Raw genomic sequence first — 15,049 nt, forward strand, 5'->3', positions numbered from 1 at the left:
CCGTCAGGGACCGGAACGCCTCTGACGTGGCACTCTGCCAGGACGGTTTTGGTGCGGAGGTGTGTGGTGGCGAGCAGGGACCCGTTGGAGGAGGAGTTTCGCGAGTTCGTCGCGGCTCGCTCCGCCGCCCTGCTCCGCACCGCCTATCTGCTCGCCGGCGACTGGGCGACAGCTGAGGACCTGCTCCAGACAGCGCTGACGAACACCTACCTCGCCTGGAAGCGGCTCGGCGGGATCGAGGCGGTCGAGCCGTACGCCCGGCGTGTAATGGTCAACACCTCGACGAGTTGGTGGCGGCGGCGCTGGCACGGTGAGCGCCCCACCGAGGTGCTGCCCGAACGCCCCGGCGTCGACGAGATCGAGCGGCAGCTCGACCGGGACGTGCTCTGGCGGCACCTCAAGGAGCTGCCCAGCCGGCAGCGGGCGGTGCTCGTCCTGCGCTACTACGAGGATATGTCGGAAGCACAGACGGCCGCATTGCTCGACATTTCGCCCGGGACGGTGAAGAGCCAGGCATCCCGGGCGCTGGCCACCCTGCGTCGGCGTATGGGCACCGACACCCCGGATCTCACCGCTGCGCCCCGATCCGCCGAGAAGGCCGCTAACCCCCGGCCCGGCCGGGGCGCGGCTGCTGTCCGGCCCCGCCCCGGTGTCGGGGCTGCCCAATCCGGCCCGGGTGTCGGGGCTGCCCGGTCCGGCTCGGTCGGAGGGATTTCGGGGATTTCGGGGTCCCTCTCCGCGGCGACGCCGCGTCCCAGCACCGCTCGGGCCGAGCCCAGGCCGGTTGCGCCCCGCCCGCCCGCGCCCCATCCGATCGCCCCGGCGGTCGAACTGCCCACCGCTTCGGCGGCCGTGCCTGTCGGCACCGGCCCCGGAGATCAGCAGTGAGCGCATTTCCACAGCGACCCGACAACCTGACGGGCGGTCCGCAGCGTCCTAACCAGGTGCGACGTGACCAGCTCGAAGGTGCGGTGCGGGAGACCCTCTCGCACCAGGTCGCCGTCACCCGTCCACTGACCGCCGACCTGGCCGGTCAGGCCATCCGTCGTGCCAACCGGATCCGGCGGCGGCGTGCCGGAGCGGGCGTCGCGCTCGGGGTGGCCACCGCCGTGCTGATCGGCGCCGGCATGACACAGCTCGCCGACGGCTCCGGCCGACAGGGGCCGCCCATCGTCGTGATCGGCGACCCGGATCTGTCGGCTCGGCCGCTCGCCTCGGTCAGCATCGCCCCGCCCCCGCCCCCGCCGGGAGCGCCCGCCGGCCTGATCCTCGCCGGCACCCTGATCGACGCCGACGGCAAGCGGCTGCCGCTTCCCGGCATCGGCTCTGCCGAACGCGCCCACCGGCTGCCCGATGGCGGAGGTCTCCTGGTGGTCGGTGCGCCCACCGCGGCCGGACGCGCCCTCTGGGTCGCCCAGGACGACGGCCTGGTGCAGGTCCTGCTGGCCGGCGCGGGCCAGATCGTCCTCGCGCCCGACGCCACCCAGGTCGCCTGGCGGGACGGCGGGGACCTGTTCGTGGCGGGAGTCGTCGGCACCCAGCTCATCGGCACGGTGCGCATCCCGGTCCCGGACGGGGCGCAGCCCGTCCGGTTCGTCGGCAACAGCGTGCTGGTCCGGCTCGACCCGGACCGACCGGGCCACGCCCTGTGGCGGCCCGGCGCGGAGAAGCTGACGGCGGTGCCCGAGCAGGACACCCTGAACGTCTATGGCGCGCTGCCCGACGGGCGGCTGGTCGGTCAGGTGGCCGGGAATTCCTCGGACGGAACCTGCCTGGCGTTGCTCGATCCGAAGCGGGCTCTGAAAGCGGTACGCACCTGCGGCACGCAGTTGAGCTCGGACGGCGCCGGCGGGATGTCCCACGACGCACGGTGGCTGCTGGTCAACGGAAAGGTCGGCGTGACCGACCGGTCCCTCCTGGTCGACCTGCAGCAGCTCGGGACGACGCTGAACGCCGTACCGGCCGGCCCGGCGGTGAGCGGCGCGATCGCCTGGACGGGCGAGTCGGACGTCTCCTACCTCGACAGCTCCGGTCGGCTGGTCCGGGTCGACGTCAAGCGGGTACGTGCCGGCGAACAGGCCGAGCCGGTGCCCGTGGCCGGCCTCCAGCCCGATGACCGTCCGGTTCTCGTCAACGGCACCTGATCCGTCGCTGGCCCGCTTCCCCCGGCTGGCCGATTTGCCGGCGGCGGTACGGGACCTCTTCGACCTACGCGAGTCCGCTTCGGGTCCGCTCGGTAGCGTCGGGAGGTGACCTCGCGTACCGGCTCCGCGCCCCGGATCGACCTGCACACCCACTCGACCGCCAGCGATGGCACGCTGACCCCGGCCGAACTGGTCCGTGCCGGCGCCGAGGCGGGCCTGGACGTGCTGGCCATCACCGACCACGACACCACCGCGGGCTGGGCGCCGGCAGTCCGGGCGCTGCCGCCCGGACTGCTCCTGATCCGGGGCGCCGAACTGTCCTGCCGTTGGGAGGGCACGCAGCCGGCGACGCCACTGCACCTGCTGGCCTACCTGTTCGACCCGGAACACCCGGAGCTGGTAGCCGAGCTGGCCCGGGTGCGGGCCGCCCGCGAGGAGCGCGGCGAGCGCATCGTGGCGCTGCTGCGCGCCGACGGCATCGACGTGAGCTGGCCGGACATCCTCGCCGGCGCGGCCGGCGGGACGGTGGGTCGCCCACACATCGCGCAGGCGCTGATCCGCGCCGGCCTGGTCGCCGACACCCGTGCGGCGTTCGGCCCGGACTGGCTCGGCGAGCGGTACCGGCTGCCGAAGGAGGACATCGACGTCTTCCGCGCGGTCCGGCTGGTCCGGGCCGCCGGGGGCGTACCGGTCTTCGCCCATCCCCGTGCCACCCGACGCGGCCGGGTCGTACCCGACGAGTTGATCGCCGAGCTGGCCGCCGCCGGGCTGGTCGGGCTGGAAGCCGACCACGAGGACCACAGCCCCGCCGAGCGGGCGCACGTACGCTCGCTCGCTGCCGAGCTGGACCTGCTGGTCACCGGCTCCTCCGACTTCCACGGCACCCACAAGACCGTCCAGCTCGGCGCGTTCACCACCGGCGTCGAGGCGTACGAGCGGATCGTCGCCGCCGGGGTGACCGAGGTCGCTTCGGGCTGATCCGCGTATTTCGCCCACCACGGCGCGGCTAGGTTGATCACGTGGATCTGAAGCTGTTCGGCGAAGTTTTCGTGACCCTGCTGGTGATCACCGACCCGCCGGGCATGATGCCGATCTTCCTGGCACTGACCGGGCCGCTGACCGCGCGGGACCGCAACCGGGCAGCCTGGCAGGCCGTCGCACTGGCTCTCGGCGTCATCGTGATCTTCGCGGTGGCCGGGCAGACACTGCTCGACTACCTGCACGTCGACCTGCCCGCGTTGCAGGCCGCCGGTGGGTTGCTGCTCGTACTCGTCGCCCTGGAACTGCTGACCGGCAAGGCCGACGACCCCAGCCAGCAGGTCACCTCGAACATCGCGTTGGTGCCGCTGGGCACCCCGTTGCTGGCCGGACCGGGTGCCATCGTGGCGACGATGCTCTTCGTCCAGCAGGCCGACGGGTTCGGCGACTTCACCGCCATCGCCGCGGCGATCCTCGCCGTCATGGTCGCAGTGTGGATCGTGCTGCGCTTCTCCGGCGGCATCGTCAGGATCCTGCGTCCCGGTGGCATCGAGGTGCTGACCCGGATCGCCGGCCTGCTCCTGGCCGCGATCGCCGTCCAGCTCATCGCCGACGCGGTGGCCGCCTTCGTCACGCACTACGTGAACATGACCTGACCGGCACAGTCCGGATGTCGGGGGCGGATGGCAGGATCGCAGGCGTGCGACGAGCCTCTTCAGCCGGACGACCCGCCGCGGGCGGTCGGACCCCTCAGCAGCGCTCTGCTGGCGCCGAGCAGCTCGGCTTCGAGGGGATGCCCGAACGACTGTTCGTCTGCACCCCGAGCAAGCTCGGCGCGTACGCGGACTGCCCCCGCCGCTACCGCTACTCCTACGTCGACCGGCCCGCGCCGCCGAAGGGCCCGCCCTGGGCGCACAACTCGCTCGGCGCCAGCGTGCACACCGCCCTGAAGAACTGGTACGCGTTGCCCGCCGACCGACGCCGCCCCGAGGCGCTGGCCACCCTGCTCAAGGGCACCTGGGTCCGTGAGGGCTACCGCGACGACGAGCAGGAGCGTGCCGCCTACCGGCGGGCGCTGAGCTGGCTCGAGGCGTACGTCGAGACGTTGGAACCGGAGGCCGACCCACTCGGTGTCGAGCGGGTGGTGGCGGTCAAGACCGCCGTACTGGCCTTCAACGGCCGCACCGACCGCATCGACTCCCGCTCCGGGCCGGAGGGTCCCGAGCTGGTCATCGTCGACTACAAGACGGGCCGCACCGTGCTGGACGCCGACGACGCCCGCGGCTCGCAGGCGCTGGCCCTCTACGCGTACGCGGCCGAGCGGGTGTTCCGCCGGCCGTGTCGTCGGGTCGAGTTGCACCACTTGCCGACCGGTACGGTCGCCGGTCACGACCACACCGTCGAGTCGCTGGCCCGCCAGTTGACCCGCGCGGAGGACACGGCTCGCGACATCATGGCCGCCGAGCGGGTCGTCGCCGACGGCGGTGACCCCGACGAGGCGTTCCCCGTGGCGCCCGGGCCGCGCTGCGGCTGGTGCGACTACCGGCGGCACTGCCCCACCGGGGCGCAGACGCCGGGCAAGGAGCCGTGGGCTGCCGTGGAGAGGTCCGCCGAGGGCTGACCCGTACCGCCCGGCCGGTGTCCGAAACGGGCCGCCGCCGGTTGGTCAGCCGGCCAGTGCGGTCGCGGCGCGGCGCGCGGCCCGTTCCTTGGCAGCCTGCACGAGCGGCCCCTCCCGGTAGCGGCGCGGCACCGCGCCGAGTGCCAGGCGCAGCGCGCGTACGGTGAGGTCGGCCGACAATTCGGTGGTGGGCAGCCCCAACCCGCCGTACATCCGCCGGGCCCACGGGGGCAGCAGCGCGAACGCGGTGCCGGCGATTCCGAGGTACGCCCAGCGCGGCGGGCCCAGGCTGAGGCCCAGCCGGGCCGGCAGGCCGAGCTTCCACGGCAGCGGTGGGGCGGTGAGGAAGAGCGCCGTCTCGGCGGCTTCGCGCGTCATCCGCAGCTCGGGCCGGACGGCACGGTAGTACTCCCGGACCTCGGCGGCGGTGCCCGGCACCGTGGCCGGGTCCAGCCCGACGAGTGCGGCCGACCGACGCTGCTCGGTGTAGTAGCCGTCGACCTCGTCATCGGTGAGCGGCAGACCCGCCCGACGGGCGGTGCTGAGGAACGATTCGACCTCGGTGACGTGCACCCAGCGCAGCAGGGCCGGGTCGTCGATCCGGAATTCCTCGCCGGTGGCCTGGTCGGTGGCCCGCAACCGGGCGTGCAGCCGACGCAGCCGCGCTCCGGCCTGCTCCGCCTCGGCCGTGGTGCCGTAGACGGTGGTCGCCACGTAGGTGGCGGTGCGGACCAGTCGTCCCCACGCGTCGGTGCGGTAGTTGCTGTTCTGCACGACGCCGGCCATGGCGCGGGGGTGCAACGCCTGGAGGTAGAGCGAGCGCAGGCCGGCGACGATCAGGATCGGCTCCTCGTGCACCTTCCACGTGACCGAACCCGGACCGAAGAGGCCTAGGTCATCGGAGTCCACCGACCAAGCGTGCCACGGCCACCGTGCTGGTGCCGGCCGGCGCGGACGGACGACCGCGCCGTCGATGTCGGCGATCTCGCCGCAGCGGCGCTGAACCTGATCACCGCCGTCCGCGTGTCTTTAGGGCGAGACCCCGGGGACGACCGGTTGTCCGTACGTACGCTGTCGATCCCGTGACCGTGATCCGCCTGGAGGGTGTCGATGTTCGAGGAGATCCTGGGTCTACCGGTACACGTCTTCGTCGTGCACGCGGTGGTCGTCTTCGTCCCACTGCTGGCGGTGCTGGCCATCGCGTACGTGGGGCTGCCACGCTGGCGGCACCGACTGGACTGGGCGCTGGGGATCCTCGCCGTGGTGACGCCGGTGACCGCGTTCGTGGCTGTCGAGTCCGGTGAGGCGTTCACCGACGCCCTGGTCGCCCGCGGCTACCAGGGCCAGATCCTCGATCAGATCTTCGAGCACTCGCGCTACGGCGACATCCTGTTCCGGATCGTGGTGCCCCTGGGGATCGTGGCCATCGCGCTGCTCGTGGTGACCAGCGGACACCCGCGGGTGCCACGGCTGCCGGCACTGGTGACGCCGGTCCTCGCGGTGGCGCTCGTCGTGCTGTCCGTCGCCGCCCTGGTCTACGTCTACCTGACCGGGCACTCCGGTGCCGAGGCCGTCTGGGGCACCACCCTCTGACCGGAGCGGGATCGACAGCGCGGCTCGCCGGTCAGAAGATGAGCCGCGAGCACAGCAGGCAGACGAGGGCCACCGACACCACGGCGGCGGCTGCCCCGAAGCCGTAGGTGACCCGCTGCGACCGCTGCTCGGCCGCGTTCAGGGCGGCCATGTCCTGAGGTGGCAGCCGTCGCGGCGGCGCCGGCTCCAGGTGTACGGGGGGACGCCAGCCGGCCGGGGGCGGCACGCTCGGGGGTGGCCCCGCGTACCCGCTGGTGGGTGGTGTGACGGGTAGGGGTTGGTCCGCCGTTGGGCCGTCGCCGGTCTCGGGCCGGCGCCAGTGGTCGTCCGGGCTGCTGCCAGCGCTGGGGGTCGTCACGCCGACCGACGCTACCAACGGAGCCGGCGGTCCGGTCGTTTCTGACCGGTGTGCCCAACCGTCGGCGAGCGGCCCGGCGTGTGCGGCCTGCGCTAGTCTTGCCGCTCGTGAGCATCGAGGACCCCGGCGCTGCGGGCGTACGCGGCGATGACGACCGCGCCGTCGACCTGAGCGACGACTTCGTGGTGCTGCCCGAGCAGACCTCGGACGACACGGACTACGGCTGGGGCGAGCGCAGCGGCGGCAACGACGACTGGCTCCTCGCCCAACGCCCCCCGCACTGGGACTGAGCCCGGGCGGGTCCCACCGCATCCCACCGCACGCGACGACGGCGGTGGCGGATCGCCGACACGGCGGCATCCGTCTGAGCGGACGCCGCCACGTCGCCGACCTGGTGTCGATCATGCTGCCCGCCGCTTGGAAGCGGCCCGGCAGCGTCAGGAGGTCGAGCTGGCCGCTGGCGCCTTGCCGCCGCTCGACCCACCGGACGACGACGAGGACGACCCGGACGACGAGGACCCGGACGAGGACGACGACCCCGACGACGAGGACGACGAGCCGGAATCCCCGCCCGAGGACGAGGACGAGTCGGACTTGGCCGGCTTGCTGGCGGTGCCGCCGGCCGACGTCTCCGAGCCGGACGCGCGGGAGTCGGTGCGGTAGAAGCCCGAGCCCTTGAAGACGATGCCGACGGAGTTGAAGACCTTGCGCAGCCGCCCCTGACACGCCGGGCACTCGGTCAGCGGCTCGTCAGAGAAGGACTGCACCGCCTCGAGCTGGTGACCGCACGCGGTGCAGGCGTACTGGTACGTAGGCACGTTCTCCTCCGGTGTCTGGGCTCGGCCAGTTGGCACTCGACGTATTCGAGTGCCAATGGTGCGTCATTCGGACCGGGTTCGTCCAGCGGACGTGTGGGGCGCGACACTCTGCGCGGTACCCAGGCCGTCGTCAAGCGTACGCATCCCGCCGGAGGGGGTGACGGCCGCGCGGACCGGACGGTCGTGCGGCTCCACGGGCAGCGCCTCGACCAGCTCGCCGTCGTGCAGGGGCACCACGGTCAGGCTCGCCGCTGGTACCCGCGCCAGCGCCCGGTCGTACGAGCCGCCGCCACGGCCCAGCCGCCGGCCGCGGTGATCGACGGCCAGTGCCGGTACGACCACCAGCTCCGCGCCGGAGACCGCGTGCACACCGAGGCGGGGGCCGATCGGCTCCCGGATGCCCCGGCCGGCCACGGCCAGAGCGTGCGGACCGGCGTACACCGCCCAGTCCAGGTCGAGATCCGCGCGGAGCACCGGAAGGAGCAACTCCGCGCCAGCCGGTAACGCCCTCCGCAACACCTCGGCGAGGTCGGCGCCGCCCGGCTCGGAGCCGACCGGCACGTACGCCGTCATCCGGCGCGGGCGCAGCCGGCGGACCAGAGCGACCAGCTCGGCCTGGACGCGTACGGCCGCTTCGGCCCGCGTCGCGCCGTCCATGGCCCGACGGTCGGCGAGCAGCCGCACGCGGGCGTCCCGCTTGGTCACGCGGGTCACTTCCGCTTCATCAGAAAAATCTGGCACGCAACACTCCTGACGCAACGCCACTCCCACGGTTGCTCTGTGTCAGCATCGCAAGCAACGGAGGCGGAACTTCCGGGGGGACCGAGTGACGCTACGCGGGCGGTTGACGGCAGCCTTCCTCGTGGTGGTGCTCGGCCCGGTCCTGCTCGGGGCGTTCTTCGTCGCCTCCACCGTCACCGCTGTCGACCGCACCCGGTCCACCGAACGGCTCGCCGTTGCCGCGTCCACGGTGCGTACCTCGGTCGACGCGCTCTGCCAGCAGCTGCGCGCCGCCGCCGACGCGGTCGCCCTCACCGGTGATCCGGCCGTCGTCGCCGGCCAGCTCGTCGGCCGCGGGTTGGCCGCGGCCGTGCTGGTCAGCGACGTCAGCGGGCGGGTCACGTACGCCTCGCCGGGCGCGCCCACGACACCCTGGCGGGACTGCTCAGAGTCGGCCGCCGCGACGTCCGGCCCGGTCCGCGCATTGTCGGCCCGGGTGGACCGCCGGGACCCGGCCGGCACCCTGCTGGGCAGCGTGGCCGCCGCGCAACTGGTCGACCCGGCCTTCGTCGCCCGGCTGGCGGCGGTGAGCGGAGTCGCGGTCACGCTGCTCGACGGCGGCGCGAGCGCCGCCCGGTTCACCCACACCACCGAGTCCCGCGAGGTACGCGACGCGGTGCTGGCCGCCGCCGGCCACACCACCGGGGAGCAGGTCACCGAGACCACCAAGGGTCGGTACGTGCGGCGGATCGGGCCGTCTGCGGGTCAGCCGCTGCCGCTGGTGCTGTCGGTGCCGAGCGGGCGGCCCCCGGGGCTGCACGTCACCCTGGCCGGCGTGGTCCTGCTCGCCGGGCTGCTCGCCGTGTTGACGGCGTGGCGTCTCGCCCGGGTGACCACCCGACCCCTGGTGGAGCTGGCCGGTGCGGTCGATCGGGTGGCGCACGGCGACCTGACCGCCCGGGTGCCGGTGCGCAGCCGCGACGAGTTGGGCCGGCTCGCGGCGGCGTTCAACCGGATGACCCGCGAGACCGGGTCGTACGTCGCGGCGCTGACCAGCAGCCGTGACCAGCTACGCGGGCACCTCGCGGTGCTCGGCGACACCCTGGCCAGCACCCACGACCTGCAACGCATCCTGCGGGTGATCCTGCACAGCGCCATCGCGGCCACCGGCGCACGGGCCGGCGCGGTGCTGCTGGTGGAGACCGGTGGGGTGCTCGTCGCGCAGTGCAGCGAGGGTCTGGACGGGCGCTGGCCGGCACCGGACCCGGACGGTCCGCCGACCCTGCGGGTGCCGGTCGGCGTCGGCGTGGTCGGCGCGGTGGCCGCGACCGGCGAGCCGCAGCGGGGGCGGGTGGAACCGACCGAGGCCCCGACCGGCGAGCCGCGCTGTCGCACCTATGTGGCGGTCCCCTTCGCCGCCCCGGGTGGCACGACGACGCCCGGCGGCGGCACGACGACGCCCGGAGGCGCGACGACGCCCGGCGGCGCGACGACGCCCGGAGGCGCGACGACGCCCGGAGGCGCGACGACGCCCGGAGGCGCGACGACGCCCGGCGGCGCGACGACGCCCGGAGGCGCGACGACGCCCGGCGGCGCGACGACGCCCGGAGGCACGACCGCGCCCGGCGGCGGCACGACGACCGTGCCGGGCGGCGGGCCCACCAGCTCGGGCGAGGAGAGGAACGTCGACGAGGCCGGTGCTCCGGCGGCGGCGCTCGGGGTGCTGGCGCTCTACGACCGGGTGGGCGCGGACGAGTTCGACGACGACGACCTGGTCACCCTGCGGACCTTCGCCGGGCACGCGGCCGTCGCGGTGGAGAACGTGCGGGTGCACGAGGAGGCCCAGCGGCTCTCCCTGACCGACCCGCTCACCGGCCTGTGGAACTACCGCTACCTGCGCGAGTCGATCCGGCGGGAGGTCGAGCGGGCCAGCCGCTTCGGCCGGATGCTCAGCGTCCTCGCCCTCGACCTGGACCGCTTCAAGGACGTCAACGACACGTATGGGCACGCGGCGGGGGACACCGTGCTGGCGGAGTTCGCCCGGCGGGTACGCGGAGAGATCCGGGAGGTGGACCTGGCGTTCCGGCAGGGCGGTGAGGAGTTCGTGCTGCTGCTACCGGAGACCGACGCCCGGGGCGCGGCGATCGTCGCGGAGCGGCTGGGAGCGGCGGTACGCGAGACACCGATCGCCGTCGAGGCGTACGCGGGGCCGATCGTGGTCACCGTGTCGGTGGGCATCGCCGTCTATCCCGACCACGGCAGCACGGGGCGGGAGGTGCTGGAGGCCGCCGACGACGCCCTCTACGTGGCCAAGGCCGCCGGGCGGGACACCTACCGGGTCGCCGAGGCCCGCCCCGACGTGCCGACGCGGGAGATAGCGGTGCCGGCCGGCGCGGTCAGCCCACCCGACGGGCTGCCGAGGGCCGGTCGGCCCGTGCAGGTCCCGCGGGAGCCGGGCGGCCACGCCCGGTCGGAGTCGGCTGTGGGCGTACCGGATTCGAACCGGTCGGGGCCCGCGCACGCCCGGCCGGATCCGGCCGACGGCCCGGCGGACGCGGCGCGGGCCGGCCCGGACGCGGCCCGACCGGGGCCGGGTGGCGGCGCGTCTTCTGGGCCACACCCGCCGCGGCAGAGCCGTGGCCGATAGTCTCGCGGCATGTCGGAGCACTCAGCGAACCTCTCAGCGACGGTCGCCGCAACCGGCCGTCCCCTGGCGGTCAAGGCCGTCATCCCGGCCGCCGGACTGGCCACCCGCTTCCTGCCGGCCACCAAGGCGGTTCCCAAGGAGCTGCTGCCGGTCGTCGACCGGCCGGTGCTGCAGTACATCGTCGAGGAGGCCACCCAGGCCGGCATCGGCGACGTGTTGCTGATTACCGGTCGGGGTAAGACATCGATGGTGGACCACTTCGACCGTCGCCCCGACCTGGAGACCAGGCTGGAGGAGAAGGGCGACGCCGAGCGGCTGGCAGCCGTGCGCCGGCCCACTGAGCTGGCCGAGATCTACACCGTTCGGCAGCCGGAGCAGCTCGGACTGGGCCACGCCGTCGGGTACGCCGAGTCGCACGTCGGCGACCAGCCCTTCGCGGTGCTGCTCGGCGACGAGTTCGTGAAGCCGTCCGAGCCGCTGCTGCCGGCCATGCTGGAGTTGCAGGCCCGCACCGGCGGCGTGGTGCTCGCGTTCTTCGAGGTCGACCCGGCCGACACCAAGCGGTACGGCATCGCCTCGGTCGAGCCGGCCGAGGCCGACCTGACCGACATCGGCGAGGTCGTCAAGGTGACCGGCATGGTGGAGAAGCCGCAGCCGGAGGACGCGCCGAGCAACCTCGCCGTGCTGGGTCGGTACGTGCTGCCGGGCACGATCTTCGACGCGATCCGGCGGACCAAGCCGGGCAGTGGTGGCGAGATCCAGCTGACCGACGCCATGGAGTTGCTGCGCACCGAGGGCACCTCGGTGCACGCGATCGTCTACCGGGGTACCCGCTACGACACCGGTATGCCGCTGGGCTACCTCCAGACGGTCGTGCAGATCGCCGCCGAGCGCGAGGACCTCGGCAGCGAGTTCCGCTCCTGGCTGGCCGAGTTCGTCAAGGCCGACGCGGCAGGCGGATCTGGTACATGACAGCGACGGCCGACGCCGAGGCGGCCGCGAACGAGTTGACGCCGCTCGCCGACTACCTGGGCAGCGTGCTGCGCAGGTTACGAGCGCTGCCGCCACTCGACCTCGACCTCACCCAGGCGCACGGCAATGTCCTCGCCGAGGACGTCGTCGCGCCGCACGCCTTCCCGGCCTTCGACCAGGCGGCCGTGGACGGGTACGCGGCCCGCTGGGAGGACATTTCCGGAGGGGGTCGGGGCCCGAGCTACGTCCCAGCCCCCTCCGGCACGCCCGGCGGCCGGACCATCCGGCTCAACGTGGTCGGGGACCTCGGCGCGGCGAGCTGGCGGCCGGTACGGCTCACCCCGGGCTCGTGCTTCTCGGTGGCCGCCGGGGCGCCGCTGCCGGTCGCCGCAGACGTCGTGGTCCCGGTGGAGTGGACCGACCAGGGCATGGCCGCCGTCGAGATCTTCCGCACCCCCAAACGGGGGTACGGGGTCCGCCGCGCCGGTGAGGAACTGCCCGCCGGCACCCTGCTCGCCCGTGCCGGCACGTACGTCTCCCCGGCCCTCGTCGCGGTGTTCGCCGCCACCGGCATCGGGCACGTCGTGGTCCGGCCGAGTCCCCGGGTGGTCATCGTGGCCACCGGAGACGAACTGGTCGACGTGGGCCGGGGCAGCCAGCCCGGTCAGGTGGTGGACGCGAACTCGCACGCGCTGACCGCCGCCGCGGCCGAGGTGGGTGCGCTCGCGTACCGGGTGGGCATCTGCGACGACGACCCGGAGGGGCTGCGCGGGCTGCTGGAGGACCAGACCCTTCGCGCCGACCTGATCATCACCACCGGTGGCACCGGCACCGGCCCCGGCGACATGGTCCGGCGGATCCTGTCCCGCCGTGAGGGTGGCCGGGCCGGACCGGTGACCTTCACCGATGTGGCGCTCTATCCCGGCACCGCCCTGGGGTTCGGCACCGTCGGCGCCGAGGAGGTGCCGGTGGTCTGCCTGCCCGGCGACCCGGGCGCGGCGCTGATCGGTTTCGAGGTGCTGGCCCGCCCCGCCATCCAACTGCTCGCCGGCGCCGAGCCGGTGTTCCGTCCCAGCGTTCGGGCGCACCTGCTGGAGACCGTGTCGTCCCCCGGCGGGCTGCGCGAGTTCCGGCCCGCGCACGTCGCCGAGCGACGCGGCGGCGGTTACACCGTGCAGCCGCTGCGCGGGGGTCCCTTCACCCTCTCCGGCCTCGCCGAGGCGAACGGGCTCCTGGTGCTCGGCGAGCGGGTCACCACCGCCGCCGCCGGTTCCACCGTGGACGTGCTGCTGCTGGACCGCCGCCGGTGAGCTCCGTTGGCCGGCGGGATGTCGTGGGTCCTCTTGCGCGCGAACCGGTCCCGCGCGGGAGACTGTGCGGGTGAGTCTCTTCGGACCAGTCCGGGCGCCCGGATGGCCGGCGGTGCTTGTCGACGGCCCGGTGCTGTTGCGCCCCTACCGGCGCTCCGACGCGGCGGCGTGGTCGGAGGTGCGTCGGGCCAACCGGGCCTGGCTGGCTCCCTGGGAGTCGTCGCTGCCGGACGGCTGGGACGAGCTGAACTCGCCGGCCGTGTTCCGGTGGGTGCACCGTGACCAGCGGCGCTCGGCACGCGAGGGTGAGGGGATGCCGTTCGCGGTCTGCCTGCGGGAGGCTGACCGCGACCGTCTGGTCGGGCACCTCAACGTCGGTAGCATCGTGCGCCGCGCGTTCTGCTCCGGTTATGTCGGCTACTGGGTCGACGCCCGGGTCGCCGGCCAGGGTGTCATCCCGACGGCGCTCGCGCTCGCGGTCGACCACGCGTTCGGCCCGGGCGGGCTGCACCGCGTCGAGGTCAACATCCGGCCGGAGAACCGCCCGTCGCGGCGGGTGGTGGAGAAGCTGGGCTTCCGCGAGGAGTCGTACCACGTGCGCTACATGCACATCGACGGTGCCTGGCGGGACCACATCGGATACGCGATGACGAGCGAGGAGGTCGCCGCCGAGGGCGGTCTGCTGGCCCGCTGGCACCGGGTACGCGCCGCCGCGCGGTGAGCCGTCCCACGGACGGGATCGGCGCGGCGCGGTGGCATCGCGGTCGGTGCGCCGTAACCTCAAGTAACTGCAAGCTGCGGCAAGCGCTCAACACCCGGACGATCTACGCACCCAGGCACGATCGGTGGAAGATCCTGCGGTCGGGGAGCGGTTGCTCCGAATTCGGTGAGGGGAGGGGTGAGGGTGCCGACCTCGGTGCTCCTCGCCGTCCTCGCCGCCGCCGGCCTGCTCGCCCTGGCTCCGGCGCTGGTTCGCCGGTACGACGCCACCGAGCGGCTGGTGGCGGAGCGGGCGCAGTCGACGGCGCGGGTGCTCCAACGCCGTCGGCGGCGTCGCACTGTGCCGGGACGGCAGCCCGTCCACCCTCCACGCTCCCTCGTTGTCACCCTAAGTGAGGACGCGACTACGGGGAAGCTGGCCGTGCCGGTCTCCGCGCCTCCGGCGGCCCGCCGTCCCGGCCGGCTGCGCGCCGTGCCGCCGGCTCCGAAGCGTCCCCGTCGTCGTCCGCCGCGCCGGCAGCACACCCCCGCCGTGTACCGCCGACGCCGGGTGCTCGCTGCGCTGCTGCTGCTCAACGTCGTCGAGTTGATCGGTGTGCTGTTCGTCAGTCCCGGCTTCTGGATCGGCTTCTCGGTCACCTTCATGTTGCTGGCCCTGTACGTCGTACACCTGCGTGGGCGCGCCCTCGCCGGTCGCCGCCGCCGTCGGGCCCGGGCCCGGGAGGCGGCGTGGCTGACCGCCCGGCAGGCCGAGGTCCGCCGCGAACAGGCCCGTCGCGCGGCGGCCCGCCGAGAGGCGCAGCGCCGTCTGGCGGCCCAGCGCGAGGGGGTACGCCGAGCCGCCATGGGCCTCGACCGGCCCGCGGACCTGCCGGCGGCAGTCAACGGCGGCTCGGTCTCGTACCGCCGCTCAGGCGGGCTGCGCGGCCGCCCCTACGAGGCTGGCCGCGGTGCCTGACGCTGTCCGGGATACGCGCTGTCCGGCGGCGCGTCGTCCGCTCTCGGCCTCGGGGCCGCTCGCCCTCGGCCCGCGGGCGCTTGCCTACGGCCTGGCGGTGCTTGCCTCCGGCCTCGGGGTGCTTGATCGACTCTAGTACGGCAGCCGTACTTCGTGATCATGGCTGGAGTTCGAGGGTGAGGCGGCGGGCGTAGTGGGCTTGTTTGGCTC

At 73.8% G+C, this 15,049-nt stretch carries 16 protein-coding genes and 1 pseudogene; 13 read left to right on the forward strand and 4 right to left on the reverse strand.

Going from position 1 to position 15,049, the window contains the following annotated elements; translation table 11 throughout:
* Positions 1-66: 66 nt before the first annotated feature.
* The 5 genes from ACLQ24_RS11375 to ACLQ24_RS11395 all read left to right on the forward strand — a co-directional run bounded on the left by ACLQ24_RS11375 (position 67) and on the right by ACLQ24_RS11395 (position 4,743).
* Positions 67-888, forward strand: coding sequence for a SigE family RNA polymerase sigma factor (locus tag ACLQ24_RS11375; RefSeq protein WP_425891017.1), 822 nt, complete (start codon positions 67-69; stop codon positions 886-888).
* A 56-nt stretch (positions 889-944) separates the two neighbouring features.
* Positions 945-2,144: a hypothetical protein gene (locus tag ACLQ24_RS11380; RefSeq protein WP_425891019.1), complete on the forward strand. Its 1,200-nt coding sequence runs from the start codon at positions 945-947 to the stop codon at positions 2,142-2,144.
* 105 nt (positions 2,145-2,249) lie between these two features.
* A complete protein-coding gene (locus tag ACLQ24_RS11385; RefSeq protein WP_425891021.1) occupies positions 2,250-3,122 on the forward strand; it encodes a PHP domain-containing protein in 873 nt (290 codons plus the stop codon).
* Positions 3,123-3,163: 41 nt separating this feature from the next.
* A complete protein-coding gene (locus tag ACLQ24_RS11390) occupies positions 3,164-3,778 on the forward strand; it encodes a MarC family protein (RefSeq protein ID WP_425891023.1) in 615 nt (204 codons plus the stop codon).
* Positions 3,779-3,792: 14 nt separating this feature from the next.
* Positions 3,793-4,743 carry a RecB family exonuclease gene (locus ACLQ24_RS11395; protein ID WP_425891025.1) on the forward strand — a complete coding sequence of 317 codons (951 nt, stop codon included), beginning with the start codon at positions 3,793-3,795 and terminating at the stop codon, positions 4,741-4,743.
* A 45-nt stretch (positions 4,744-4,788) separates the two neighbouring features.
* Here ACLQ24_RS11395 and ACLQ24_RS11400 read toward each other — a convergent pair whose 3' ends face one another.
* Positions 4,789-5,652 (reverse strand): oxygenase MpaB family protein, encoded by an 864-nt coding sequence (locus tag ACLQ24_RS11400; protein ID WP_425891026.1) that lies wholly within the window; start codon positions 5,650-5,652, stop codon positions 4,789-4,791.
* A 201-nt stretch (positions 5,653-5,853) separates the two neighbouring features.
* On the opposite strand from ACLQ24_RS11400, the gene ACLQ24_RS11405 reads away from it, so the two are divergent.
* The gene (locus ACLQ24_RS11405; RefSeq protein WP_425891027.1) at positions 5,854-6,336 is read left to right on the forward strand and encodes a DUF2231 domain-containing protein; all 483 of its coding nucleotides are present in this window, start codon (positions 5,854-5,856) and stop codon (positions 6,334-6,336) included.
* A 31-nt stretch (positions 6,337-6,367) separates the two neighbouring features.
* On the opposite strand, the gene ACLQ24_RS11410 is transcribed toward ACLQ24_RS11405, so the two are convergent.
* Complete coding sequence (locus ACLQ24_RS11410) at positions 6,368-6,694, reverse strand: hypothetical protein (protein WP_425891028.1); 327 nt, start codon at positions 6,692-6,694, stop codon at positions 6,368-6,370.
* Positions 6,695-6,801: 107 nt separating this feature from the next.
* On the opposite strand from ACLQ24_RS11410, the gene ACLQ24_RS11415 reads away from it, so the two are divergent.
* On the forward strand, positions 6,802-6,984 hold the full coding sequence (locus tag ACLQ24_RS11415) for a hypothetical protein (protein WP_425891030.1): 183 nt from the start codon (positions 6,802-6,804) through the stop codon (positions 6,982-6,984).
* A gap of 127 nt (positions 6,985-7,111) precedes the next feature.
* Complete coding sequence (locus ACLQ24_RS11420) at positions 7,112-7,357, forward strand: hypothetical protein (RefSeq protein ID WP_425891045.1); 246 nt, start codon at positions 7,112-7,114, stop codon at positions 7,355-7,357.
* Between the two features lie 14 nt (positions 7,358-7,371).
* Here ACLQ24_RS11420 and ACLQ24_RS11425 read toward each other — a convergent pair.
* Together ACLQ24_RS11425 and ACLQ24_RS11430 are read right to left on the reverse strand one after the other, a co-directional pair.
* A pseudogene (locus ACLQ24_RS11425) lies at positions 7,372-7,548 on the reverse strand (FmdB family zinc ribbon protein); the annotation flags it as partial.
* 27 nt (positions 7,549-7,575) lie between these two features.
* The gene (locus ACLQ24_RS11430; protein ID WP_425891031.1) at positions 7,576-8,253 is read right to left on the reverse strand and encodes a 5-formyltetrahydrofolate cyclo-ligase; all 678 of its coding nucleotides are present in this window, start codon (positions 8,251-8,253) and stop codon (positions 7,576-7,578) included.
* Positions 8,254-8,338: 85 nt separating this feature from the next.
* Between ACLQ24_RS11430 and ACLQ24_RS11435 the strand changes: the two genes are divergently transcribed.
* The 5 genes from ACLQ24_RS11435 to ACLQ24_RS11455 all read left to right on the forward strand — a co-directional run bounded on the left by ACLQ24_RS11435 (position 8,339) and on the right by ACLQ24_RS11455 (position 14,839).
* Positions 8,339-10,879, forward strand: coding sequence for a diguanylate cyclase (locus tag ACLQ24_RS11435; protein WP_425891032.1), 2,541 nt, complete (start codon positions 8,339-8,341; stop codon positions 10,877-10,879).
* A 9-nt stretch (positions 10,880-10,888) separates the two neighbouring features.
* Positions 10,889-11,851, forward strand: coding sequence for a UTP--glucose-1-phosphate uridylyltransferase (locus ACLQ24_RS11440; RefSeq protein ID WP_425891034.1), 963 nt, complete (start codon positions 10,889-10,891; stop codon positions 11,849-11,851).
* Positions 11,848-13,161 carry a molybdopterin molybdotransferase MoeA gene (gene glp / locus ACLQ24_RS11445; RefSeq protein WP_139582488.1) on the forward strand — a complete coding sequence of 438 codons (1,314 nt, stop codon included), beginning with the start codon at positions 11,848-11,850 and terminating at the stop codon, positions 13,159-13,161. The genes ACLQ24_RS11440 and glp overlap by 4 nt, the downstream gene beginning before the upstream one ends.
* A 70-nt stretch (positions 13,162-13,231) precedes the next feature.
* Positions 13,232-13,882 (forward strand): GNAT family N-acetyltransferase, encoded by a 651-nt coding sequence (locus ACLQ24_RS11450; protein ID WP_425891035.1) that lies wholly within the window; start codon positions 13,232-13,234, stop codon positions 13,880-13,882.
* A gap of 177 nt (positions 13,883-14,059) precedes the next feature.
* Entirely contained in the window at positions 14,060-14,839 is a 780-nt protein-coding gene (locus ACLQ24_RS11455) for a hypothetical protein (protein WP_425891037.1), read from the forward strand.
* The last annotated feature ends 210 nt before the right edge of the window (positions 14,840-15,049 follow it).

The sequence above is a fragment of the Micromonospora sp. DT4 genome (genome assembly GCF_049841675.1).
Taxonomy (GTDB): domain Bacteria; phylum Actinomycetota; class Actinomycetes; order Mycobacteriales; family Micromonosporaceae; genus Micromonospora.

What these genes read in the sequence shown, in the direction of transcription:
- ACLQ24_RS11395 (WP_425891025.1), top strand. Translation starts at nt 3,793, where the DNA reads ATGTCGGGGGCGGATGGCAGGATCGCAGGCGTGCGACGAGCCTCTTCA.
- ACLQ24_RS11440 (WP_425891034.1), top strand. Translation starts at nt 10,889, where the DNA reads ATGTCGGAGCACTCAGCGAACCTCTCAGCGACGGTCGCCGCAACCGGC.
- glp (WP_139582488.1), top strand. Translation starts at nt 11,848, where the DNA reads ATGACAGCGACGGCCGACGCCGAGGCGGCCGCGAACGAGTTGACGCCG.
- ACLQ24_RS11405 (WP_425891027.1), top strand. Translation starts at nt 5,854, where the DNA reads ATGTTCGAGGAGATCCTGGGTCTACCGGTACACGTCTTCGTCGTGCAC.